The organism is Nocardiopsis sp. CC223A (assembly GCF_030766825.1).
Taxonomy (GTDB): domain Bacteria; phylum Actinomycetota; class Actinomycetes; order Streptosporangiales; family Streptosporangiaceae; genus Nocardiopsis.
Window position 1 is genome coordinate 1 of the sequence record NZ_JASFDV010000106.1, and the last position, 20,004, is coordinate 20,004.

25 protein-coding genes and 1 tRNA gene are annotated in these 20,004 nt (G+C 75.3%); 15 read left to right on the plus strand and 11 right to left on the minus strand.

From position 1 onward, the window contains the following. Positions 1-196 precede the first annotated feature (196 nt). Positions 197-1,009, plus strand: coding sequence for a TetR/AcrR family transcriptional regulator (locus tag QJS33_RS28175; RefSeq protein ID WP_306371098.1), 813 nt, complete (start codon positions 197-199; stop codon positions 1,007-1,009). A gap of 36 nt (positions 1,010-1,045) precedes the next feature. Next, entirely contained in the window at positions 1,046-2,263 is a 1,218-nt protein-coding gene (locus QJS33_RS28180; protein ID WP_306371099.1) for an FAD-dependent oxidoreductase, read from the plus strand. Here QJS33_RS28180 and QJS33_RS28185 read toward each other — a convergent pair. Then, positions 2,211-3,176 (minus strand): EamA family transporter, encoded by a 966-nt coding sequence (locus QJS33_RS28185; protein ID WP_306371100.1) that lies wholly within the window; start codon positions 3,174-3,176, stop codon positions 2,211-2,213. The genes QJS33_RS28180 and QJS33_RS28185 overlap by 53 nt on opposite strands. A gap of 106 nt (positions 3,177-3,282) precedes the next feature. Between QJS33_RS28185 and QJS33_RS28190 the strand changes: the two genes are divergently transcribed. Next, positions 3,283-4,182, plus strand: coding sequence for a LysR family transcriptional regulator (locus tag QJS33_RS28190; RefSeq protein WP_306371101.1), 900 nt, complete (start codon positions 3,283-3,285; stop codon positions 4,180-4,182). A 22-nt stretch (positions 4,183-4,204) separates the two neighbouring features. Here the strand turns inward: QJS33_RS28190 and QJS33_RS28195 are convergent, their stop codons facing one another. Next, a complete protein-coding gene (locus QJS33_RS28195; RefSeq protein WP_306371102.1) occupies positions 4,205-5,227 on the minus strand; it encodes a glutathione S-transferase family protein in 1,023 nt (340 codons plus the stop codon). Between the two features lie 313 nt (positions 5,228-5,540). Here QJS33_RS28195 and QJS33_RS28200 point away from each other — a divergent pair, with 313 nt between their 5' ends. Beyond that, positions 5,541-6,098: a TOPRIM nucleotidyl transferase/hydrolase domain-containing protein gene (locus QJS33_RS28200; RefSeq protein ID WP_306371103.1), complete on the plus strand. Its 558-nt coding sequence runs from the start codon at positions 5,541-5,543 to the stop codon at positions 6,096-6,098. Between the two features lie 128 nt (positions 6,099-6,226). On the opposite strand, the gene QJS33_RS28205 is transcribed toward QJS33_RS28200, so the two are convergent. Further along, positions 6,227-7,321, minus strand: a complete 1,095-nt coding sequence (locus QJS33_RS28205; protein WP_306371104.1) for an NAD(P)-binding domain-containing protein — start codon at positions 7,319-7,321, stop codon at positions 6,227-6,229. A gap of 76 nt (positions 7,322-7,397) precedes the next feature. After that, on the minus strand, positions 7,398-7,757 hold the full coding sequence (locus QJS33_RS28210) for a cupin domain-containing protein (protein ID WP_306371105.1): 360 nt from the start codon (positions 7,755-7,757) through the stop codon (positions 7,398-7,400). 104 nt (positions 7,758-7,861) lie between these two features. Between QJS33_RS28210 and QJS33_RS28215 the strand changes: the two genes are divergently transcribed. After that, entirely contained in the window at positions 7,862-8,845 is a 984-nt protein-coding gene (locus tag QJS33_RS28215; protein WP_306371106.1) for a DUF5937 family protein, read from the plus strand. A 224-nt stretch (positions 8,846-9,069) separates the two neighbouring features. Further along, positions 9,070-9,330 (plus strand): hypothetical protein, encoded by a 261-nt coding sequence (locus tag QJS33_RS28220; RefSeq protein WP_306371107.1) that lies wholly within the window; start codon positions 9,070-9,072, stop codon positions 9,328-9,330. Positions 9,331-9,475: 145 nt separating this feature from the next. Here the strand turns inward: QJS33_RS28220 and QJS33_RS28225 are convergent, their stop codons facing one another. Genes QJS33_RS28225 through QJS33_RS28240 form a run of 4 tightly spaced genes read right to left on the minus strand, consistent with a single transcriptional unit; the run spans position 9,476 to position 10,754 of the window. Beyond that, positions 9,476-10,042: a TetR/AcrR family transcriptional regulator gene (locus tag QJS33_RS28225; RefSeq protein WP_306371108.1), complete on the minus strand. Its 567-nt coding sequence runs from the start codon at positions 10,040-10,042 to the stop codon at positions 9,476-9,478. Between the two features lie 22 nt (positions 10,043-10,064). Beyond that, positions 10,065-10,211, minus strand: a complete 147-nt coding sequence (locus QJS33_RS28230; protein ID WP_306371109.1) for a hypothetical protein — start codon at positions 10,209-10,211, stop codon at positions 10,065-10,067. Beyond that, a complete protein-coding gene (locus QJS33_RS28235; protein WP_306371110.1) occupies positions 10,192-10,479 on the minus strand; it encodes a maleylpyruvate isomerase N-terminal domain-containing protein in 288 nt (95 codons plus the stop codon). The genes QJS33_RS28230 and QJS33_RS28235 overlap by 20 nt, the downstream gene beginning before the upstream one ends. After that, entirely contained in the window at positions 10,476-10,754 is a 279-nt protein-coding gene (locus QJS33_RS28240) for a DUF1905 domain-containing protein (RefSeq protein WP_306371111.1), read from the minus strand. The genes QJS33_RS28235 and QJS33_RS28240 overlap by 4 nt, the downstream gene beginning before the upstream one ends. 95 nt (positions 10,755-10,849) lie before the next feature. Between QJS33_RS28240 and QJS33_RS28245 the strand changes: the two genes are divergently transcribed. Further along, positions 10,850-11,500, plus strand: a complete 651-nt coding sequence (locus QJS33_RS28245) for a TetR/AcrR family transcriptional regulator (protein WP_306371112.1) — start codon at positions 10,850-10,852, stop codon at positions 11,498-11,500. Positions 11,501-11,680: 180 nt separating this feature from the next. Continuing rightward, positions 11,681-12,025, plus strand: coding sequence for a DoxX family protein (locus tag QJS33_RS28250; protein WP_306371113.1), 345 nt, complete (start codon positions 11,681-11,683; stop codon positions 12,023-12,025). Here QJS33_RS28250 and QJS33_RS28255 read toward each other — a convergent pair. Continuing rightward, positions 12,010-12,453 (minus strand): MarR family winged helix-turn-helix transcriptional regulator, encoded by a 444-nt coding sequence (locus QJS33_RS28255; RefSeq protein ID WP_306371114.1) that lies wholly within the window; start codon positions 12,451-12,453, stop codon positions 12,010-12,012. The genes QJS33_RS28250 and QJS33_RS28255 overlap by 16 nt on opposite strands. A 75-nt stretch (positions 12,454-12,528) precedes the next feature. Between QJS33_RS28255 and QJS33_RS28260 the strand changes: the two genes are divergently transcribed. Beyond that, complete coding sequence (locus tag QJS33_RS28260; protein ID WP_306371115.1) at positions 12,529-13,020, plus strand: hypothetical protein; 492 nt, start codon at positions 12,529-12,531, stop codon at positions 13,018-13,020. On the opposite strand, the gene QJS33_RS28265 is transcribed toward QJS33_RS28260, so the two are convergent. Then, positions 12,986-13,059, minus strand: a tRNA-Pro gene (locus QJS33_RS28265). The genes QJS33_RS28260 and QJS33_RS28265 overlap by 35 nt on opposite strands. A 75-nt stretch (positions 13,060-13,134) precedes the next feature. Next, positions 13,135-14,721: a PQQ-binding-like beta-propeller repeat protein gene (locus QJS33_RS28270; protein WP_306371116.1), complete on the minus strand. Its 1,587-nt coding sequence runs from the start codon at positions 14,719-14,721 to the stop codon at positions 13,135-13,137. 240 nt (positions 14,722-14,961) lie between these two features. Between QJS33_RS28270 and QJS33_RS28275 the strand changes: the two genes are divergently transcribed. The 6 genes from QJS33_RS28275 to QJS33_RS28300 all read left to right on the plus strand — a co-directional run. After that, complete coding sequence (locus QJS33_RS28275) at positions 14,962-15,849, plus strand: DUF2207 domain-containing protein (RefSeq protein ID WP_306371117.1); 888 nt, start codon at positions 14,962-14,964, stop codon at positions 15,847-15,849. Between the two features lie 159 nt (positions 15,850-16,008). Beyond that, entirely contained in the window at positions 16,009-17,256 is a 1,248-nt protein-coding gene (locus tag QJS33_RS28280) for a helix-turn-helix transcriptional regulator (RefSeq protein ID WP_306371118.1), read from the plus strand. Between the two features lie 212 nt (positions 17,257-17,468). Beyond that, positions 17,469-17,972 (plus strand): hypothetical protein, encoded by a 504-nt coding sequence (locus QJS33_RS28285; protein WP_306371119.1) that lies wholly within the window; start codon positions 17,469-17,471, stop codon positions 17,970-17,972. A 175-nt stretch (positions 17,973-18,147) separates the two neighbouring features. Beyond that, entirely contained in the window at positions 18,148-18,894 is a 747-nt protein-coding gene (locus QJS33_RS28290; protein ID WP_306371120.1) for an SDR family oxidoreductase, read from the plus strand. 74 nt (positions 18,895-18,968) lie between these two features. After that, on the plus strand, positions 18,969-19,565 hold the full coding sequence (locus QJS33_RS28295; protein ID WP_306371121.1) for a TetR/AcrR family transcriptional regulator: 597 nt from the start codon (positions 18,969-18,971) through the stop codon (positions 19,563-19,565). A gap of 58 nt (positions 19,566-19,623) precedes the next feature. Continuing rightward, the coding region (locus QJS33_RS28300) for a cyclopropane-fatty-acyl-phospholipid synthase family protein (RefSeq protein ID WP_306371122.1) at positions 19,624-20,004 on the plus strand (381 nt) is incomplete at its 3' end.

Sequence of the window (20,004 nt, forward strand, 5' to 3'; positions counted from 1 at the left end):
GCGGGCGGGCGACCCGGACGCGGCCCGCCGGGCGGTCGGCGAGCACCTGGAGGGCAGCGAAGCACTCATGCGCGGCTTCCTCTCCTGAAAGACCGACCGGAACGGCGCCTCGTCCTCACCCACCTCTTCCCTCTCAGTGGTCACTCCATCACCGAACCCCTTGCGTGGAACTCGATTACGGGTTACCTTTATGTTGATGTCAGATACCGAACACCCCAAGGTTCCGGACGATCTGGTGAGCGCGGCGATCCGCGCCGCCGAGCGGACGGGAAAGGACGTGGCCGACGTGCCGCTCATCGAGATCGCACAGGAGGCGGGAGTCTCCCGCAGCACCCTCCTGCGCCGCCTCGGAGGCAGGCGCGGGGCCCTGGACACGGCGGTCCGCGAGGCCGGTGTGGACCCGGGCGGGCGCCCGCCCGTCCGGGAGCGCGCCGTCGAGGCCGGGGCCCGCCTGCTGGGCGAGGTGGGCCTGACCGCCACCACTCTGGAGGCCGTCGCGGCCGCCGCCGACTGCTCGGTGCACAGCGTGTACGCCGCCTTCGGGTCGCGCGACGCCCTGCTGGCCGCGGTCTTCGAGCGGTACGGCCCGCTGACCGAGCTGGAGCGGCACCTCGCCGACCCGGGAGAGGACCTGGCGGCCACCGTCCTGGGCGTCCACCGGGCGCTGGCCCGGGCGTTCACCACCGAACCCCGGGTGATGCCCGCGCTGCTGGCCGACGTGTTCGCCCGGCCCGACGGGCCCGCCCGGAACCTGCTGGCGACCCGGTTCTTCCCGCGCATGCTGGTCGCCATGGGCGGCTGGCTGCGCCGGGAGATCGACGCCGGGCGGCTGCGGGACCTGCCGGTACCGCTGCTGGCCCAGCAGCTCATCGGCCCCACCGTCATCCACTTCGCCCTGCGCCCCGCCCTGACCGGGGTGCCCGGCATGGACTTCCCCGACGTGGAGGAGACCTGCGCCGTACTCGGCGACGCCTTCCTCCGAGCCGCGGCGACCGACCCGCCGCGCTGAACCAGGGGCGACGACGCCCCGGAACAGGAGCCCCCCATGACCGAGAAGACGACCTGCCTGATCTCCGGCGGCGGCCCCGCCGGAATGGTGCTCGGCCTGCTGCTCGCCCGCGCGGGCGTGGCGGTGACCGTGCTGGAGAAGCACGACGACTTCCTGCGCGACTTCCGGGGCGACACCGTCCACCCCTCGACCGTGCGCCTGCTCGACGAGCTCGGTCTGGGCGAGGAGTTCGCCGCCCTGCCGCAGAGCCCGCTGGACCGGGTCGCCTTCCCCCTCGGCGGGGACCGGGTCGTGACCGTCGCGGACTTCCGCCGCCTGCCCCGCCCGTACCAGAACATCGCCATGGTGCCCCAGTGGGACCTGCTGAGCCTGCTGGCCGATGCCGCGGCCGCGGAACCCACCTTCACCCTGCGGATGGGCACCGAGGCCACCGGGCTGCTCCGCGAGGGCGGCCGCGTGGTCGGTGCCCGCTACCGGGGCCCCGACGGCGAGGGCGAGATCCGGGCCGACCTCACCGTGGGCTGCGACGGCCGCTGGTCGTCGGTCCGCCGCGAGACGGGGCTGGTCCCGAAGGAGTTCCCGGTGGGCATCGACGCCTGGTGGTTCCGGCTGCCGGGCGCCCCGGGGGACGCCATGGCGCTCACCCCGCGGGCCGGGCGGGGCAGGTTCCTCATCGTCATCCCCCGCGAGGGATACCTCCAGATCGCCTACATCGGCCGCAAGGGCACCGACCCCGAACTGCGCGCCCGGGGCGTGGAGGCGTTCCGCGCCGACATCGCCGAGCTGCTCCCGGAGCTGGCCGACCGGGTGGACTCCATCGAGTCCATGGACGACGTCAAGCACCTGGACATCCGGCTCAACCGGCTGCGCCGCTGGCACGCCGAGGGCGTGCTGTGCATCGGCGACGCCGCGCACGCCATGTCCCCGCTGGGCGGGGTCGGCATCAACCTCGCCGTGCAGGACGCGGTGGCGGCGGCGACCCTGCTGGCGGAGCCGCTCCGGAACGGGACCGCCGACGCCCGCGCCCTGGCCCGGGTGCGCTCCCGCAGGCTGCTGCCGGCCGCCGCCGTCCAGCGCCTCCAGCGGACCATGGAGAAGCTCCTGGTCGAGCCGATCCTCCAGGGCCGCCGGATGGGGCCGCCCGCGCCGCTGCTCTGGGTGCTGGAGCACCTGCCGTTCATGAGCGCGGTGCCCGCCCGGCTCATCGGCCTGGGGCTGCGCTCGGAGCACGCTCCGGAGTTCGCCCGCCGCTGAGGTCCTCCCCCGGACCGTCCCCGTCCCCCTCCCCCGGGTCCCCGCCCCCGGCCCGGGAGCGCCCGCCGCCCAGGGCGGTGAGCGCGACCCCGCCCACCAGCAGCACCGCGGCCAGCAGGTTGAGCCACGTGATCTCCTCCCCCAGGAACACCCACGCCGAGACCATCCCGAACACCGGAACGAGCAGCGTGAACGGGGCGACCGCCGAGGCGTCGTGCTCGCGCAGCAGGAACCCCCACACGCCGAACCCGAACACGGTCGCCACCCAGGCGATGAACAGCAGCGCGCCCAACCCGGCGAGGTCCAGGCCGCGCAGTGCCGCCAGACCCGCCTCGGGCCCCTCCACCAGCAGGGACAGCGCGAACAGCGGCAGCGGCGGCACCAGGCTCACCCACACCGTCCAGGACAGGGCGTCGGGCGGGGCCGCCCTGCGGGTGGCCACGTTGGCCAGGCCCCAGAACGCGGCCGCCGCGATGATCATCGAGAACGCCGCCAGCGGACCCGAGGCGCCCTGGGCCCAGGCCGCGACACCGATCCCGCCCAACGCCACCGCCATGCCCAGGTAGCGCAGCGGACGCAGCCGCTCGCCCAGGAACACCACCGCGAAGACCGCCGTGAACACCGCCTGGACCTGGAGCACCAGCGACGTGAGCCCGGCGGGCATGCCCAGGTGCATGCCGGTGAAGACCAGCCCGAACTTGGCCACCCCCAGGGTCAGCCCGACCACCACGATCCACCCCAGGGCGACCCCGGGCCGCCTGACGAGGAAGACCGCGGGCACGGCCGCGACGAGGAAGCGCAGGGCGGTGAAGAGCAGGGGTGGGAAGTGGTCGAGGCCGACCTCGATCACGACGAAGTTGACACCCCAGATCGCCGCGACGAGCACGGCCAGGAAAAGGTGGAAGGGACGCATGGGTCCGATCATGGCGCCCTGCCGGATTAAGCACCAGCGAAGGTTCCTACACCGTTGGATTCACGCCTGCTACATAATGGTGGGGTCCTCCCGGAAGGAGCGCCCCGTGCTCGACCTCTCCCGGCTGCGCGCCCTGCACGCGGTCCACGTCCACGGTTCCGTCGCGGCCGCCGCCAAGGCCCTGGGCTACACCCCCTCGGCGATCTCCCAGCAGGTCGGCAAACTCGAACGCGAGACCGGCACGCCGCTGCTGGAGCGGCGCGGACGCGGCGTGGTGCTCACCGATGCCGCCGCGATGCTCGTGGGCACCGCCGGGCGGGTGCTGGCCCTGGTCGAGGAGGCCGAGGTGTCCCTGGAGGAGCGGCGCGGCCGCCCGCACGGGCGGCTGACCGTCGCGTCCTTCTCCACCGCCGCGCGCGGGCTGCTGCCCGGTGTGCTCGCCGAGCTGGCCGCCGCCCACCCCGCCCTGGACGTGCGGCTGTTCGAGGAGGACCCGCACGCCACCCCGCACATGGTCGCCCAGGGCACCGTGGACCTGGCCGTGGTGCACGACTGGGACATCGCCCCGATGAGCGTCCCCGAGGGCGTGGCCCGGCAGCGCATCGGCGAGGACCGCTGCGACGTCCTGCTGCCGCCCGACCACCCGCTCACCGCCCTGGACGCCCTGACCCGCGCGGACGTGGCCGGGGAGCGGTGGATCTGCCAGCCCCCGGGGACGGTGTGCCACGACTGGCTGACCCGCACGGTGCGCTCCACCGGTACCGAGCCCGACATCGCCCACTACGTGGCCGAGTACCAGACCCAGCTGGCGCTGGTGGCCGCCGGGCTGGGCATCGCCGTGGTCCCGCGCCTGGGCCGGGGGCCGCTGCCCGCCGACGTGGCGGTGCGGCCGGTGGATCCGGCGCCGGTGCGGGGCCTGGCGGTGCTGTGGCGCGAGGGCGCCTCCCGCCGCCCGGCGATCACCGAGGCCGTGCGGGTGCTACGCGAGCACGCCGCCCGCCTGTGAGCGCCGACGCGGCGGGCGGCGCTCAGTCGGCGATGCCGGGGACGCGCTCGCCCGCCGGGACCGGGCCGGGCGCGGTGCCCTCCCCGAACGGCGACCCGCCCAGCGCCGCACGCCCGTGCGGTTCGAGCCACTGCACCGGGTCCGGCCCGGCGGCCACGATCCCGGTCGGGTTGATGCCGGTGTGCACCCGGTAGTAGTGGACCCGGATGTGGTCGAAGTGGGTGGTGTCGCCGAAACCGGGGGTCTGGAACAGGTCGCGGGCGTAGGCCCACAGCGCCGGGTACTCGGTGAGCTTGGCGATGTTGCACTTGAAGTGGCCGTGGTACACCGCGTCGAAGCGCACCAGGGTGGTGAACAGCCGGATGTCGGCCATGGTGAGGGCCTCCCCCACCAGGTAGCGGCGGGAGGACAGGCGCGCCTCCAGGTCGTCCAGGCGGGCGAACACCCCGGCCACGGCGCGGTCGTAGTGTTCCTGGTCGGGGGCGAACCCGGCCCGGTACACCCCGTTGTTGAGGTCGCGGTAGACCTCCGCGCCGACCGCCTCGATCTCCCCGCGCAGCGCCTCCGGGTACAGGTCCGGGGCGCCCTCCCGGGTGAGCGGCCCCCATTCGGTGGCCAGGTCCAGGCAGAGCCGGTCGTAGTCGTTGGTGGCCAGGTGCCCGGTGGCGGTGTCCACCAGGCCGGGCACGCTCACCCCGCCGGTGTAGCCGGGGTCGCGGGCCAGGTACGCCTCGCGCAGGGCGTGGATGCCCAGCACCGGGTCCACGCCGCCCGGGCTGCCGGTCCCCTCGGTGAACACCCAGTGCGGTTCGCCGTCGATGACCTCCTGCACGGGGTCGGTGACCGCGAGCGAGACGGCGTCCTCAAGGCCCATGAGGCGGCGGACGATGACGGTCCGGTGCGCCCACGGGCAGGCCCGGTTGACCACCAGCCGGTAGCGGCCGGGCTCGGCGGCGCGGCCGAACCGGCCGTCGGCGGTGACCCGGTCGGCGAAGGCCGCCGGATCGCGTGCGATCTCCTCCGTGGGGACTTCGTTGGCCCGCATCCCGCTTCTCCTCCCGGCGACGACCTGCCGGACGCATCGTATCCGTTGCCGATTCCGCGGTCGGATATCGGCATCCCGGACTTTTTCGCCCGGAAGGTCCGTGCCGGTGTCACCGCAACGGGAGTCGGGTGTCCTGACGACGGTCTCCCGTTTCCTTCCCGCACGCGGCGGGTATCGCGCCGCCTGCCCGCCCCGCCGGGGCCGTACGGCCCCGGGCAGCCGATGACCCCACGTCCGCGGTGTGTCCCGAACCGGCGGCAAGGGCGGTAAATCGGCGTGCGGCCGCCGCCCCGCAGGCCGTAGTGTGGCGCGCGTGGAAGGGCTGGAGGACTTGGGCACCGCGATCCTCGTCGAGGGCGAGAGCGATCGCGCCGCCCTGCTGGCCCTGGCCCGGGGGCGCGGGCTGGACCCGCGGGCCCTGGGCGCGGCGATCGTGCCGATGGGCGGGGCCACCAACGTCGGCCACTTCGTGGCCCGGCTGGGGCCGCGGGGCACCGGGCTGCGCCTGGTGGGGCTGTGCGACGCCGCGGAGGAGCGGCACTTCGCGCGGGCGTTCGCCGGGGCGGGCCTGGGCCGGGACTTCCACGTGTGCGTGGACGACCTGGAGGACGAGCTGATCCGGGCGCTGGGCGTGGCCGGGGTGGAGCGGGTGATCGCCGAGCAGGGCCGGGAGCGGTCACTGCGGATCTACCGCCGCCAGCCCGCGCACCGGGGCCGCCCCGCCGACCGGCAGCTGCACGGGTTCATGAGCAACCACAAGGAGCGGTACGCCCGCGCGATGGCGCAGGCCCTGGCCCCGGAGCGGGTGCCGGAGCCGCTGGCGGCGGTCCTGGCCGCGCTGGAGGCGGCGGCCGGGGAGGCCTCCGCCTGAACGCGGTGGGCCCGGGCCGCTCATGCGGCACGGCCACGGCAGACCGGGCGGACGGCGCGCCTCCGGGTGCGGACCTCCGGCACGGACCCCGGGGCGTGTCCCGAACGATCCGGGGCGAGCCGTGCCGCTCAGGCGGCGGCCGGGGTGCGCAGGTACTCCACCACCTGGCGGGCGACGGTCCGCCCGGCCCGGTTGGCGCCGATGGTGCTGGCCTGCGGCCCGTAGCCGGCCAGGAACACGCGCGGGTCGCGCACCGCGCGGCCCTGCTCCACCCGCACGCCTCCCTCGGGCTCGCGCAGCCCCAGCGGGGCCAGGTGGGTGAGCTCGGAGCGGAAGCCGGTGGCCCAGATGATGGCGTCCACGGGTTCGAAGGCCCCGTCGGCCCAGCGCAGCCCGTCCGGTTCGATGGCGGTGAACATGGGGCGGGCCACCAGGAGTCCGCGTTCGACGGCGGCCAGGTTGCGCGGGGTGGCGGGCAGGCCCGTGCCGCTGGAGATGCTCGGCAGGGGCCGTCCGGCGCGGGCGGCCTCGTCCGCCCGGCGCACCGCGGTGACCCCGGCCCCGGGGTCGTCGGTGAACCGGACCGGGCGGCGGGTGATCCAAAGGGTGGCGGCGGCCACCCCCTCCAGCTCGTGCAGGAAGCCGGTGGCGGAGGTGCCCCCGCCCACCACGGCCACGCGCAGGCCCGCGAAGTCCCGCGCGGACCGGTACTGCGGTGTGGACACCTGCACGCCCCGGAAGTCGGCGGCACCCGCGAAGTAGGGGCGGAAGGGACGGGCCCAGGTTCCCCCGGCACTGACCAGTGCCCGGGTGAGCAGGGTGCCGTGGTCGGTCTCCACCCGCAGGCGGTCGCCGTCGGCCTCGCGGACCGCCGTGACCTCGACCGGGCGGCGCACCCGCAGGTCGAAGGCCCGCTCGTAGCGGTCGTAGTACTCGCGGACGACGTCGCGGGCCGGTCGGGTGCCGTCGGCGGTGGCGAAGCTCAGCCCGATCTCCCGCATGCCCGGCAGGTCGTCGACCTTGTGGGCGTCGTCCAGGCGCAGGGCCTCCCAGCGGAACTGCCAGGCCCCGCCGGGGGCGGGTCCCCGGTCCAGGACCACCGCGTCGGTGCCCGGGACCAGGCCCAGGCGGCGCAGGTGCCAGGCCACCGACAGGCCGGCCTGGCCCGCGCCCACCACGACCGCCTCGGTCTCCTGCGGCTCCCCCGGTGCGGTGCCCGTCATGGCGTCCCCCTTCGCGTCGTCGCCGTCCATGGGCAACAACGCGCGGCGGGGTTTCTTCCCGGCAGGTCGGCGGCGGTCACTCCGCGTCCTCGAACTCCTGGATCAGGGTGTCGGAGGCGTGCACGCCCATCAGGCGCAGCCGTCCGGTGCCGGTGTTGACGAACCCGTGCCACACGTTCGGGCCGCACACCGCCGTGTCCCCGGCCCGGGCCACCACGCGCTCCTCGCCGATGGTGATGGTGGCCTCGCCCTCCAGGACGGTCCAGGTCTCGGTGTAGGGGTGGCGGTGCAGGCCGGGGCCCTGGCCGGGGTCGTTGTCGACGAGGAAGAAGGTGATGCCGGAGCCGTACCTGCGGCCCTCGAAGAGCCCGGTGCGGCGGGCCTCGCCGATGGCGATCTCGGCGAAGGGGATGGCGCGGGAGGTGACGGTGTCCATGGTGGTGCCTCCTGTGGATGACTGCCGGGCGGTCCCTGCGACCGCCGTCCGGCCGATGTCCCCAACACTGGCCGCCGGGCACGGCGGGGCTCTACTGTTTCGACATGCATCGAAAGAGCGCCCGGTTCCACATCGGGGCGGACGACGTGTCGGCCATCCGGTTCGGGGTGTCCCCCGGGCACGAGCTGGCGCACGCAGTGCGCGTTCTGCTGGACCCGCAGCGGCACCCGCTCCAGTGGGGGTGGCTACGGTCGGTGCGGGCGGCGGTGCCGGGGCCGGCCATGGACCGGCTGGCCGCGGTGATTCGCCGGGAGGGGTACTTCCCGGACTTCCTCACCGCCGCGCCGACCTGGGACATGACGCCGCAGGAGGAGATCGAGCGGCTGCGCCGGGTGCCGACGGACGCGATCCGCTTCGATCTGGGCAAGGTGCTGGTGCGTTCGGAGGGGCGCGCCAAGGACCTCGTGGCGCGGATGATCGAGCGCCCGCAGCGGACCCGGGACATGATCGCCGACGCCTGGGAGCAGGTGTGGGAGGCGACGATGGCCCCGCACTGGCCGCAGATCCGCCGCCTGCTGGGCGCCGACATCGACCTGCGGATGCGGCGGATGGGCGCGGGCGGGGTGGGCGCGATGGTGGCGACCCTGCACGAGACGGTGCGCTGGCACCGCAACACCATCGAGGTGTCGCTGCGCCTGCACGACGAGGACGTGCGGTGCGAGGGCGGCGGGGTGGTGCTCGCCCCGTCGGTGATGGGCACCGCCCGGTGCGCGGTGCTCACCGAGCCGCCGGTCCAGCCCACCCTGTTCTACCCGGTGGACGGGCTGGCGGAGACGTGGATCCACGGCGCGGCCGCCGAGGAGGCACTGGCCGACCTGTTGGGCGCGGGCCGGGCCCGGGTGCTGGCCTGCCTGGACGGGCCGCGGACCACCTCGGAGGCGGGGGCGGCCTGCATGATGGCGGTGTCCACTGCCTCCCACCACCTGGCGGTGCTGCGCCGCTCGGGGCTGGTCCACGCCCGTCGCGAGGGCAACCGGGTGCTGCACACCCGCACCCCGCTGGGCGAGGCCCTGCTGGGCCGCGGCTGACCGGTACGCACCCCGCGGTACAGGGGAGCGTCACCTCATAACATGATAAAAACCAAGAATTCGCATATCTGAATTCACTTTACCATTGCTTTACTCCGACTTTTCCCCCGCTTTGGGCGGGTGGATTTTATGATCGTCTCGATCCGGAAGAGCGCGATCGCGCACCCCGCCCCACCGGGTTCCTTTCCGGACGCCCTTTCACGTGACAACAGAAGAGGTGGTCTGTGAAGTTCGCCAAGACGCTCGCCGTCGCCGCCATGACGACCGTCGTCACCCTCGGCCTCGCCTCCCCCGCCGCCGCGGCCGAACCCCAGCCGCAGTGCGAGTACAACGGCAACGTCACCCCCTGCTGGGAGTACTACTCCTGGTACTGGACCTATTCCGCCTGCCACGCCGAAGGGCGCGAGCAGATCAAGAGCTCCCGCTACTCCGACTACCTCTGCGACGGCGGCGCCACCGTCTACCTCTGGCTGTACCGCGTCTGACCCGACCCGGAAAGGGACCCCGCCGACACCCCGGCGGGGTCCCGCATATTCGGACACCACAGAATCAACAAAAGAACGGCATCCCTGGAAAAGGAATTCCCGGAACAGCGCCGAGCGCTGCCCGAAATCGCGCCGGACCGGCCGGTCACCGGCCTCCGGTGAGGGCGTGCCGCAGGACCGCGTGCAAGTGGTCGACGTCGGCCTCGGCGACGCCCAGCAACAGGGACGCGCACAGCCCGTCGGAGGCCGCGACCAGGGCCTCGACGGCGGCCGGGTCGTCGGTGCGGGCACGGGCCAGCTCGGCCACCCCCTCCCGCCAGCGCCGGGCCAGCGGGCGCAGCGCGGGGCGTCGCGCCGCCAATGTGGACAGTTCGCGTTCGGCGAGCGCGCGCTCGCGCCCGGGGCCCGCGGACTCCGCGAGGAGTTCGGCCAGCCCGCGCAGGGTGTCCCCGCCGGCGGCGACGACGGCCCGGATCCTCGCGGTGTAGTGGTCGGCGACGGTCGACAGCGCCGCCACGAGGAGGTCGTCGAGCGTGGCGAAGTAGTAGGTGGTCAGGCTGGCGGTCACCCCGGCCTCGCGGGCGACGGTGCGGTGGGTGACGCCGGCGGCGCCGTCGCGCCGCACGACCCGCAGGGTCGCGTCGATGATCTCGGCCCGGCGGCGCTCCCCCCTGATCCTGCGCCCGTCGGTGACCGCCGTCGTCTCGCCCATGGTGCCTCCCTCACCGCCCAGGCTAGTGGCCGCCACCGGTTCCGGCCCCGATGGGGCGGACGTGCCGCAGGGCGACGGCGCAGACCACGGCGAGCACGGCGACGACCGGGCCGGCGGCCAGGGCGGCGAGGTTGAGCCCGGCGCCGTCCTCAGCGGCACGACCTCCCACAGCCGGTCCAGGGTGTCGGCGGGGCCGTCCCCCGCTCGCGGGCGACACCGGCCTCGTTGAGCCGGTCGAAGTCCAGCCGGGCCCGCGGCATGGCCGGGACGAAGCCGGTGCGCGTGGTCCGCGCGGAGTCGACCAGGTGCGCCGCCACGTCGTGGACGGTCCAGCCGCCGCAGAGCGAGGGCGTCGCCCACCGGTCCCGCGGCGGTCCGGTCAGGTCTCCGATGAGGGCACGGCCTTCGGCGCGCACGGGCTCCCGGGCCCCGTTCACGGTGCGGCCGACGCGATGCTCACGCGCACCCGGTCCCCGGCCTGCTTGCCGAGCGCTTTGCGCGTCGCCGCCTTGACCGAGCCCATGTGGCCACCGTTCCCCGTGGGCATGAGCGTGATCTGCACGGGCACCTCGTCGAGGGTGCCGTGGACCCGCACCGGCCGCCGGGTGCCGAAGTGGGCCGCGGAGCCGGGCACGTCGAAGACGGTCCAGGCCCCGGCCTCCGGACCGGTGCGCAGTTCGGCCTCGAAGACGAGAGGAGTGTCGGCGGACATGACGGCCCCACTTTCTGGACTGATGGGTCTCACTTCTCCGACATTAGACTGAGCGGTATGATTTCTGCAAGGGAAGAAGTGTGAGGAGTGAGCGCGTGCGCCCCAGCTCGGTCCAGAAGCGGGAGGCCGCCCTCGCGGCGGCCGAGCGCCAGTTCCTCGCCACCGGCTACGAGTCGGTGACCATGGACTCGATCGCGGGCGAGTCCGGTATCGCGAAGCAGACGCTGTACAGCCACTTCGGCAGCAAGCGCGCACTGTTCCTCGAACTGGTCACCGCCAAGACGGTGGCGGCGAGCGAGCACGTGCTCGCCGAGGACGGCGTGCGGATCGAACCCGGCTGTGATCCGCGCGCCGTCCTCGGCGAGGTGCTCCGCGCCCAGCTGGCGACGGTGCTGGACCCGTCGATCCTGGGGCTGCGGCGGCTGGTGATCGGTGAGGCGACCCGGTCCCCGGAACTGGCCGCCGCGCTGTACGAGCACGGCCCCCGCCGGGCGATCACCTCGCTGGCCGCGATCCTGCGCGCCCTCGCCGACCTCGCGATCCTGCGTGTGCCCGACCCCGAACTCGCCGCGACCCACCTGAACTGGCTCGTCATGGGCGAGCCGGTCAACCGCGCCATGCTGCTGGGCGACGAGGCCGCGCGGCTGAGCGGGGCCGAGGTCGAACGACACGTCGAGGCGGCACTCGACACCTTCCTCCCGAGCGTGCTCGGACCGACAGCCCCCCACCGCCGGACGGACCGGTAGCCCCGGGGCACCGCCGGCCCGGCCGGTCCGCCCTTGCGGACCGCGCCGGGCAGGCGGGCGGCGGTCGCGGGCCGGGCTGCGGGACCGGCACGGCCGCCACCGGGGCGGGGTGTCACATCCGGGGGCCGCGGTCCGTCATGGGAGTGGAACCCGTCCGCCACCGCTCCCGCAAGGACACCGATGCCCCTCCTGCACCTCGCCGCGTCGCTGCCCGCGGTGGTCGTCTGCGGCGCCGCGTCGATCGCCAACCTGACCGGCCACCGCTACCCGCGCGAGCAAGCCGACCTGCTGGGAGTCCCGCACACGTGGATCCCGGTCCTGGGCGCCCTGCTCGGCGCGGGCGCCCTGGGGCTGCTGGTCGGCCCGGCCGTACCCGTGGTGGGCCTGGCCGCCGCGGCCGGGCTCGTGCTCTACTTCGTCGGCGCCCTCGTCGCCCATCTGCGCGTCGGGGACCTCCGTCTGGGCGCCTGGGCGCTGTTCTTCGGGTCGTCCGCGGTGGCGCTCGCCGCCTACGTGCTCTGGTGACCGCCCCCGGGGTCCTCCGCCAGCCGTGCGACCAGCCCCAGGAACACGGTGCGTTCGGCCTCCGCGAGCGGGGACAGGAACCGGTCCTGGACCTCGGCGAGCACCGCGTCGAGCCGGAGCAGTTCCGCGCGTCCCGCCTCGGTGATGGAGACACGGTTGCGCCTGCGGTGGGCCGGGTCGGGCTCGCGCACGGCGAACCCGCCGCGGCCCAGGGCGTCGAGCGACGTCGCGACGTCGCTGCGGTCGAGGCCGACGCGCCGTCCCAGCTCCGCCTGGCTCAGCGGGCCGGACTCCTCCAGCGCCGCGAGCAGGCGGTAGTGGTACGGGCGGGCGTCCGCCTCCGCGAACGCCTCCTGGAGAAGTCTGTGGGAACGCAGGTGCGCCCGGCTCACCAGCCAGGTCGCCCGGTCATCGAGTCGCCGAACCATGCCGCCCACGCTACCTCTTGTTGGTGCGGCCAACGATCATGTAATGTTGGCTCCACCAACAACAAAGGAGTCACCATGATCCCGTTCGGCGCCCCCCTCATCGGCCGGACCGAGAAGACCCTCAACGCGCTCCTGGCCGCCGTCCTCGCCGACAGCGGCCTGTCCGAGCCGCAGTGGGTCGCGCTCCGCCTCACCGAGCGGTTCAAAGGCACCGGCGACCTGGCCGCGTTCATCCACGACCAGTCGCGCCTCCCCGCCCCCGAGGCCCTCCTGTCCGACCTGGCCGGACGCGGCCTCGTCTCCGGCGACCGGCTCACCGACACGGGCCGGGACTTCCTGGACCGGACCGGTCGGCGCATCGCCGAGCTCACCGGCCCGGTCTGGGCAGGGCTCTCCCCCGAGGACACCGCCGCGGCCGCACGTGTCCTCAACACCGTCCTGGAGGAGACCCGCGCCGTCCTCGCATCCCTGCCCGAACAGCGCGCCCGGGACACGAAAAAGGACGTTCACCCGGGTGAACGCCCTTCATCCGTCGGGACGGCGGGATTTGAACCCACGACCCCTTGACCCCCAGTCAAGTGCGCTGCCAAACTGCGCTACGTCCCGCCGACGACCGCCGTCTCCGGCATCGCCAACAGGTAAGACTGTATCGCATCTTCGTGCGGTTCCGAACCGCGCCCCTCACGGCGCCAGGGACCGCAGCCCGGTGGGCCCGTACTCGTCCCCCAGGACCGCCACCGCCCACCCCGGCGCCGCGAGGACGTCCACGACCGGGTGGACGCCCAGGTCGGCGGCGGCTCCCCTGTCCGCCAGGCGCAGGATCCGGGCCGGACCCGCCGCCGACCGCCCGCCGTCCTCGCGCACGGGCAGGAACACCGCGTCCGGGGTGACGGCAGCCGCGGCGAGGTCGGCGTCGTCGAACCGCACCCCCTCCGCGCGGAACTCCGCGGTGACCTCCCCGTCCGGTGCGGAGCGCCGCAGCAGCAGCCCGCCTCCGTCCTCCTCGAACGCGGCGACCAGCCCTGCGGTGTCGGCCTGGAGCAGGACGTCGGGCGCGCCGCCCCCGGGGAAGAGCAGGACCTCCTCCCCTGTCACCGGGTCGAGGCCGACCGGCGCGGAACCGTCACCGGCTTCCAGGACGACGAGGGTGCCGCCGCCCGCCGCGGGCCCGGCGGCGAACGAGGGCCGCGCCCCCTCCCACTCCCGCCGCCACAGTTCCCGGCCGCCGTCCGGATCGACCGCGACCAGCACGAACCGGGCCTCGGCCGCCTCCACGACCAGGCCGCCCAGGTCGGCGAACCCGTCCGCGCACCCCACCAGGCCGACCGTCACCCCGGCCACCTCGCGGCCCGGCCCCCGGTGGCAGCCGGACGGCTCCGCCACGGCCTCCTCCCACGTGGTCCGGGCGGCCTCCCGCCGCTCCCTGTCCAGGGCGTCGGCGTCCTCCCGGCTCGGGGCGCCGCCGCCCGTGACCGCCCCGGTGGCCGCGTCGAGCACCGCGAAGGGCGGTCCGGAGCGTTCGGCGACGTACACGCGCCCGCCGTCGCTCCACACGTCCATGCCGTCGCCCCAGGAGCCGACGCCCTGACCGCCGAGCCCCGGGTGGGGGCGCCGGTACTCCCACACGGGTTCCCCGGCGGCCCCGTCCAGGGCCACCGCACCGTCGCCGAGCAGCACCAGGGGCCCGCGGTCGCCGGGGAGCACCTCGCGGACCGCCACCCGCCCCGGCGGTTCCCAGGTCCAGGCGGTGGGGGCCGTCGGCTCCGGAGCCCCGGCGACGGTGTGCCGCTCCGCGGGGAAGAGGACCGGCCCCACCAGCGCCCCCGCCAGCAGGACGGGCAGCGCCCCCGCCAGCGCCCCGGGCAGGGAGCGCCGCAGGGGGCGAAGGCTTGCGGGGGGACCCGCGAGGGCCGACAGCAGTGCGCCGAGGGCGACCGCGGCGACGGCCGCCCACAGCCGCACGGCCGCGCGCGAGGGCACGACGAGCCCGTCGGCGGGGGCGAACGCCTCCAGGGAGTCCGCCGGAAAGGTCCACACGGCGACCGCGGCACCCGCCAGGGCGAGCGCCCCCGCCCCGGCCCGGAAGGCCGCCGTCCGCCCGCCCTCCGGGCGGGCACCGATCGTGTACGCCGACAGGAGGCACGCGACCGCGGCGACCGCGAGCCCCCACCCCCGTTCCGCCCCCGCCCCGGTCAGGGCCGTCGCACCCGCCAGGAGGCCCGCACCGGCCGCCAGCCCCGCACCCGACCATCCCACCGCGCCGCGCACCCCGCACCCCTTCCGCCCGCGTCGGCCGACGTCGGCCTCCACCGGGGTGGGACGCCGGGAGCCCGCCCGGTGTTCGCCCCGCCCCGCCCCCGCCGGCGCGGATACCCTGGAGGCCGCCTCGCCCCCACCCTCAGGACCCCCATGCCCCGCGCCCTCGCACGCGCGGCGCTGCTGGTCGCCGTACCGCTGCTCGCGCTCCTGGCGTCCCTCGCGGTCTGCTAAGGGATCCTGCTCCTGGCGGTGCGGGTCGACCGGTTCCGCGCCGCCCGTCGCACGTTCCCCGACGCCCTGCCGGACCTCCCGCCCGCGCTCGCCGGGTTCCTGTACCGCAAGGAGAAGCTGCGGCCCGAGCACCTGATGGCGCTCCTGGTACGGCTGGAGGGGAAGGGACACGTCGCCTCGGCCCCGGGCGACGACGGCTGGGTGTTCACCCGGTCGGTGTCGGGTGCCCAGACCACGCCCTCCGAGCGGGCCCTGCTGGAGACGATGTTCGACGGGTCCGGGCGGAGCGACCTGCCGCAGCTGTCGCGCCGGCTGACCCGGCGCGGGGTGCGTTCCCTGGAACGGGCGCTGACCCGGGAGGGCCGGAGCCGGGGCCTGATCCGGCCCGCCTGGCTGTGGTGGCCGGCCTTCGCGGCCGTCGCCTGCCTGTTCGCGGGCGCCCTCTTCACCCCCTACTTCCTCAACGAGTACACGCCCCTGCACCTGTCGGGCATGACGGCGTTCGCCGCCGCCCTGCCGGTGGTCACCGCCGTCCTGATGCTGCTCCCCCACCCCCGCACCCCCTACGGGCGGCACGTGGGCGAACGGCTCGCAGCGGTGGCCGGAGACCCTGACGCCGCCGAACCCGTCCTGGCCGTCGCCCTGGGCGCGCCCCCGGAGCGGCTCGTCGGCGGGGGCCCCGACGTCCGCGCCTTCTACCGGGACCGCGACTACCGCGACCGCTGGGACGCGGACGTGCGCAGCCGGATCCGCAGCGCGCACGTGTCGCGGGGCGGGGGGCACGGCCGGCGGCGGCGGTGGCGGAGGGGGCGGCGGCCGCCGCTGACCCCCGCGCGTTCTCGGCGGCCACCGCCGAGAACGCGGTGGCCGCCGGCCGTGCGCTCCGCCCGGCGGGCACACCGGTGACGGCGGGACGCCCTCGTACGGAGTAACGGATCGTGGGGAAACCCTCCCGGAGCGCGCACGCCGCCCCTACGCTGGTGCCGTCCGCCCGCGCGGCACGGCCCGGCGCGACACCGGCGGACGGTACGAGCCGCCGCCGCGGCGCATCGGGAAGGACTCCACATGGCCTTCGACGGCATCGGGGAGATCGAGGAATCCGTCGGCTCCGAGGTCCCCTTCGGCACCCGCCTCAAGCTCCACCGCTCCCGCAGAGGACTGACCCGCGAAGTGCTGGGCGGGCTGGTGGGCCGCTCCGCCTCCTGGGTGAAGGCCCTGGAGACCGGCCGCCTGGGCACCCCCAAACTGCCGCTGCTGCTCAAGCTGGCGGACGCGCTGCGGGTGCGCGACCTGGCCGAGCTGACCGGGGCCGGGTCGATCCCGGTCGAACCGTTCAGCGGCCCCGGGCACCGGCACCTGCCCGCCGTACGGGCGGCGATCAACGCCTTCGCGCCCGCCGCCGACCGCCCCGCACCGGGCCTGCCCCACCTGCGGGCCCGGCTGCGGGGGGCGTGGCGGGCCCGGCACGCGGCCCCCGACCACCGCGAGGTCCTGGGCGCGCTGCTGCCGGAGCTGATCGGGGACGCGCAGGCGGCCGCGCACCAGGCGGTCGGGGAGACCGAGCGGCGGGCCGCCCGCGCGGTGCTGTCCGAGGTGTACTCGCTGACACAGTTCTTCATCGCCTACCAGCCCGCGCAGAGCCTGCTGTGGCGGGTGTGCGAGCGCGCCGTGGTGACCGCCCGCGAGGCCGACGACCCGCGGGCCCTGGGCATCGCCGCCTGGCTGATGGTCCAGGCGCACCGCGACGCCGGGGACTGGGACGCCGCGGACGCGGTGGCCGAGGGGGCGCTGGCACACCTGGGCGCCCACCTGGCCCGGCGGGATTCCGACGAACTCCAATCCCTGTGGGGCTCCCTACAGTTCGAGGCCGGGTACACCGCCGCCCGGCGCGGCGAGAGCGGCACGGCCTGGCACCGGTGGGACACGGCGCGGCGGGCCGTGGAACGGCTTCCGGACGGGTTCTACCACCCGGTCACCTCGTTCTCCCGGTCCGTCATGGGCGCGCACGCGGTGACGGTGGCGGTGGAGCTGCGCAACGGCGGCGAGGGGGTGCGCCAGTCGCTGCGGTCGGAGGCGCACACCATCCCGTCGCGGCCGCGGCGGGCCCGGCACCGGATAGAGCAGGCCCGGGCGCACCGGCTGGACGGCCGGGAGGGCGACGCGCTGCGACTGCTGGCGCAGGCGCACGCGGCCGCCCCGGAGACCATCCGCTACAACGGGCACGCCCGCGCCATGATCACGGAGGGCCTGCACTCGCGCGAGCACCGCGCGCAGGCGGCGGAGCTGGCCGACCGGGTGGGCGTCCCGGCCTGAACCGGTCCACGCACCGATCCCTCCGCGCGGGCCCCGCGCACTCCTGACCTGGCCTTTGCCCGCCAGGGGGCACATTCCCTACCCCCTGCTCGGGGCGGATCGGGTTAACGTCGGTGGGGTCCCGGGCCGGGAGGGGGCCCGGGACCCCACCGACGGTTTCGAGGAACACCGACGATGATGCGCATCGGCGAGCCCCCACGGGGTGATCGCGAGTGAACGGCGGAGCGGTGACGCCCGCCCCCGGTGACAGGACGGCGTCCCGGGAGACGGCGCGGACGACGGACGACGCCTCCGGGGAGGCCGCCCGGGTCGTGGTCGTCCACGACCGGGCGGAGATCGAGGCGTGGGCGCGGGCCCGGGGCGCCGCGGTCCGGGAGGTGGACGAGGACTGGGAGTCCATCACCTACGAGGCGGAGGCGGTGGACCCGGCCGGGGTGCGGACCCGGTGCCGGTACCGGTACCCGATCCCGCGGGCCGCGGCGCTGCGCCGGCTGGCCCGCACCTACGTGGTGGGGATGGTGCACGACGTGGGTCGGGCGCGCTGCCACCACGTGCGCCGGGTGATCCCGGTGGGCACGACCGAGGCCGAGCTGCGCCGCAACGCCGTCCTCGTCGCCTCGGCCCTGATCGACCTCCAGCGCCACGGGCGCTGCGGAGCCAGCGTGGTCACCCTGACCCCGTACACGGTGGTGTCGGCCCTGGAGTGGGAGGGCTGACCCGGAGCGGCGCTCCCCCGGCGCACCCCTGAGTGACCCACGTCACCCACGACCGGCCGACGGTCCGTGCTAGGTTCCCGTATTGGAACGAACGATCCAAAATGGATCCCCGGCGTTCCCCGGCCCTGCCCCCGCCCGCCCCCGCACCCCTTTCACGGATCGGAAGACCAACGACATGAGCAACGTCCTCGACGGCAAGCGGGCCCTGGTGACCGGCGGAGGCCGCGGCATCGGCGCGGCCATCGCCCTGCGACTGGCCCGGGACGGGGCGTCGGTGGCGATCGGCTACCACTCCGACCGCCGGGCGGCCGAGGAGACGGCGGCCCTCATCGGCGAACGCACCGGCGCAAAGGCCGTGACCGTGCAGGCCGACACCGGGCTGGTGGAGGACGCCGAACGCCTGGTCGCGGAGACCGTCGCACTCCTGGGCGGCCTCGACGTCCTGGTCAACAACGCGGGGGTCATCGCGGCCGCCCCCATCGGAGACCTGGACCCCGAGGCCGCGAGCCGGGTGATCGACGTCAACGTGCGCGGCCCCCTGCTCGTCTCCCGTGCCGCCTCCCGGCACCTGGGCGAGGGCGGGCGGATCATCAACATCGGCTCCTCCCTGGGCGAGCGGGTGCACTCCCCCGGCCTGACCGCCTACGCCGCCTCCAAGGCCGCGATCACCGGGCTGACCCGGGCCCTGGCCCGCGACCTGGGGCCGCGCGGCATCACCGTGAACGAGGTCGCGCCCGGCTCCACCGACACCGACATGAACCCGCAGGACGGCCCGAACGCCGAGGCGCAGATGCGGGGCATCGCGCTGGGGCGCTTCGGGGCGCCGGAGGAGATCGCCGAGGCGGTCGCCCACCTGGCCTCACCCGCGGCGGGGTACACCACGGGCACCCGCCTGGGCGTGGACGGGGGGTCCAACGCCTGATCCCGCCGCCCCCACGCCCGGGCCCGCGCACCGGTTCTGGTCCGAACGTTCCACAAACCGGTAGCGTGGCGGCCATGGGAAGACCACGGGGATTCGACGAGGAGCAGGTGGTCAGGGCCGCCCGCGACGTGTTCTGGGAGAAGGGGTTCGACGGGACCTCCACGGCCGACCTGTGCGCGGCCACCGGGTTGAACCGCTCCAGCCTGTACAACACGTTCCGGTCCAAGGAGCACCTGTTCCTCAGGTCCCTGGCCGCCTACATCACCGTCTCGACGAACTCCATGGTGGAGACCCTGGACGACGACCGGCGCGAGGGCCTGGACCGCATCCGGGCCCTGCTCTCGGAGATCGCGGACGACGCGGCGCGGACCCGGGAGCAGGGCCCCGGGTCCGGCTGCTTCGTGGTCAACACGACCACGTCGACCGCCGCGCACGACCCGGCGGTCGCCCGGATGCTCGACGCCGACCGGGACCGGCGGCTGGCGGCTCTGCGCACGGCCGTCCTGGCGGGCCGCGCCGACGGGTCGGTCCACCCGGACCGCGACCCCGAGGCGACGGCCTGGTACATCGTCTCGGTGATCTCCGGGATCCGGGTGGCGGGGCAGTCCGGTGCCGGGCGCACGGTGCTGGAGTCCATCGCCCGAACCGCGATCGAGGCGCTGCGGGCCTGAAACCGGACACCCCGCCGACCCCGGCGCGGCAGGGCCGGCGACCGTTTACCCTGGCCGTATGACCGGCCTGTCTCCACGGCTGCGGGCGATCGTCGACGCCCTCCCCCTGCGCCCCGGCCTGCGCGTGATCGAGATCGGCTGCGGCCCGGGCGCCGCGGCGCGCGAGGTCGCGCACCGGGTCGGCCCGGACGGCCATGTGCTCGCGATCGACCGCTCCGCCGCCGCGATCGCACAGCTCACCCGGTCGGCGCCGGACCTGATCGCGGCGGGCCGGCTCACCGCCCGGCGGTGCGCCGCAGAGCGGCTGGTGCTCGACGAGGGCGAGGCGCCCTACGACCTCGCCTTCGCCGTCCGGGTGGGCGCGTTCGACGGACGCCACCCCGACGCGGGCGGACTCGCGCTCGAACGGCTCGCCCGCGCCCTCGTACCGGGAGGCCCA

Bases quoted from the DNA above. Each gene is read 5' to 3' on its own strand.
- QJS33_RS28175 (WP_306371098.1), top strand. From the start codon at position 197: ATGTCAGATACCGAACACCCCAAGGTTCCGGACGATCTGGTGAGCGCG.
- QJS33_RS28180 (WP_306371099.1), top strand. From the start codon at position 1,046: ATGACCGAGAAGACGACCTGCCTGATCTCCGGCGGCGGCCCCGCCGGA.
- QJS33_RS28185 (WP_306371100.1), bottom strand. From the start codon at position 3,176: ATGCGTCCCTTCCACCTTTTCCTGGCCGTGCTCGTCGCGGCGATCTGG.
- QJS33_RS28195 (WP_306371102.1), bottom strand. From the start codon at position 5,227: ATGCGGGCCAACGAAGTCCCCACGGAGGAGATCGCACGCGATCCGGCG.
- QJS33_RS28205 (WP_306371104.1), bottom strand. From the start codon at position 7,321: ATGACGGGCACCGCACCGGGGGAGCCGCAGGAGACCGAGGCGGTCGTG.
- QJS33_RS28210 (WP_306371105.1), bottom strand. From the start codon at position 7,757: ATGGACACCGTCACCTCCCGCGCCATCCCCTTCGCCGAGATCGCCATC.
- QJS33_RS28215 (WP_306371106.1), top strand. From the start codon at position 7,862: ATGCATCGAAAGAGCGCCCGGTTCCACATCGGGGCGGACGACGTGTCG.
- QJS33_RS28225 (WP_306371108.1), bottom strand. From the start codon at position 10,042: ATGGGCGAGACGACGGCGGTCACCGACGGGCGCAGGATCAGGGGGGAG.
- QJS33_RS28240 (WP_306371111.1), bottom strand. From the start codon at position 10,754: ATGTCCGCCGACACTCCTCTCGTCTTCGAGGCCGAACTGCGCACCGGT.
- QJS33_RS28250 (WP_306371113.1), top strand. From the start codon at position 11,681: ATGCCCCTCCTGCACCTCGCCGCGTCGCTGCCCGCGGTGGTCGTCTGC.
- QJS33_RS28255 (WP_306371114.1), bottom strand. From the start codon at position 12,453: ATGGTTCGGCGACTCGATGACCGGGCGACCTGGCTGGTGAGCCGGGCG.
- QJS33_RS28260 (WP_306371115.1), top strand. From the start codon at position 12,529: ATGATCCCGTTCGGCGCCCCCCTCATCGGCCGGACCGAGAAGACCCTC.
- QJS33_RS28280 (WP_306371118.1), top strand. From the start codon at position 16,009: ATGGCCTTCGACGGCATCGGGGAGATCGAGGAATCCGTCGGCTCCGAG.
- QJS33_RS28290 (WP_306371120.1), top strand. From the start codon at position 18,148: ATGAGCAACGTCCTCGACGGCAAGCGGGCCCTGGTGACCGGCGGAGGC.
- QJS33_RS28295 (WP_306371121.1), top strand. From the start codon at position 18,969: ATGGGAAGACCACGGGGATTCGACGAGGAGCAGGTGGTCAGGGCCGCC.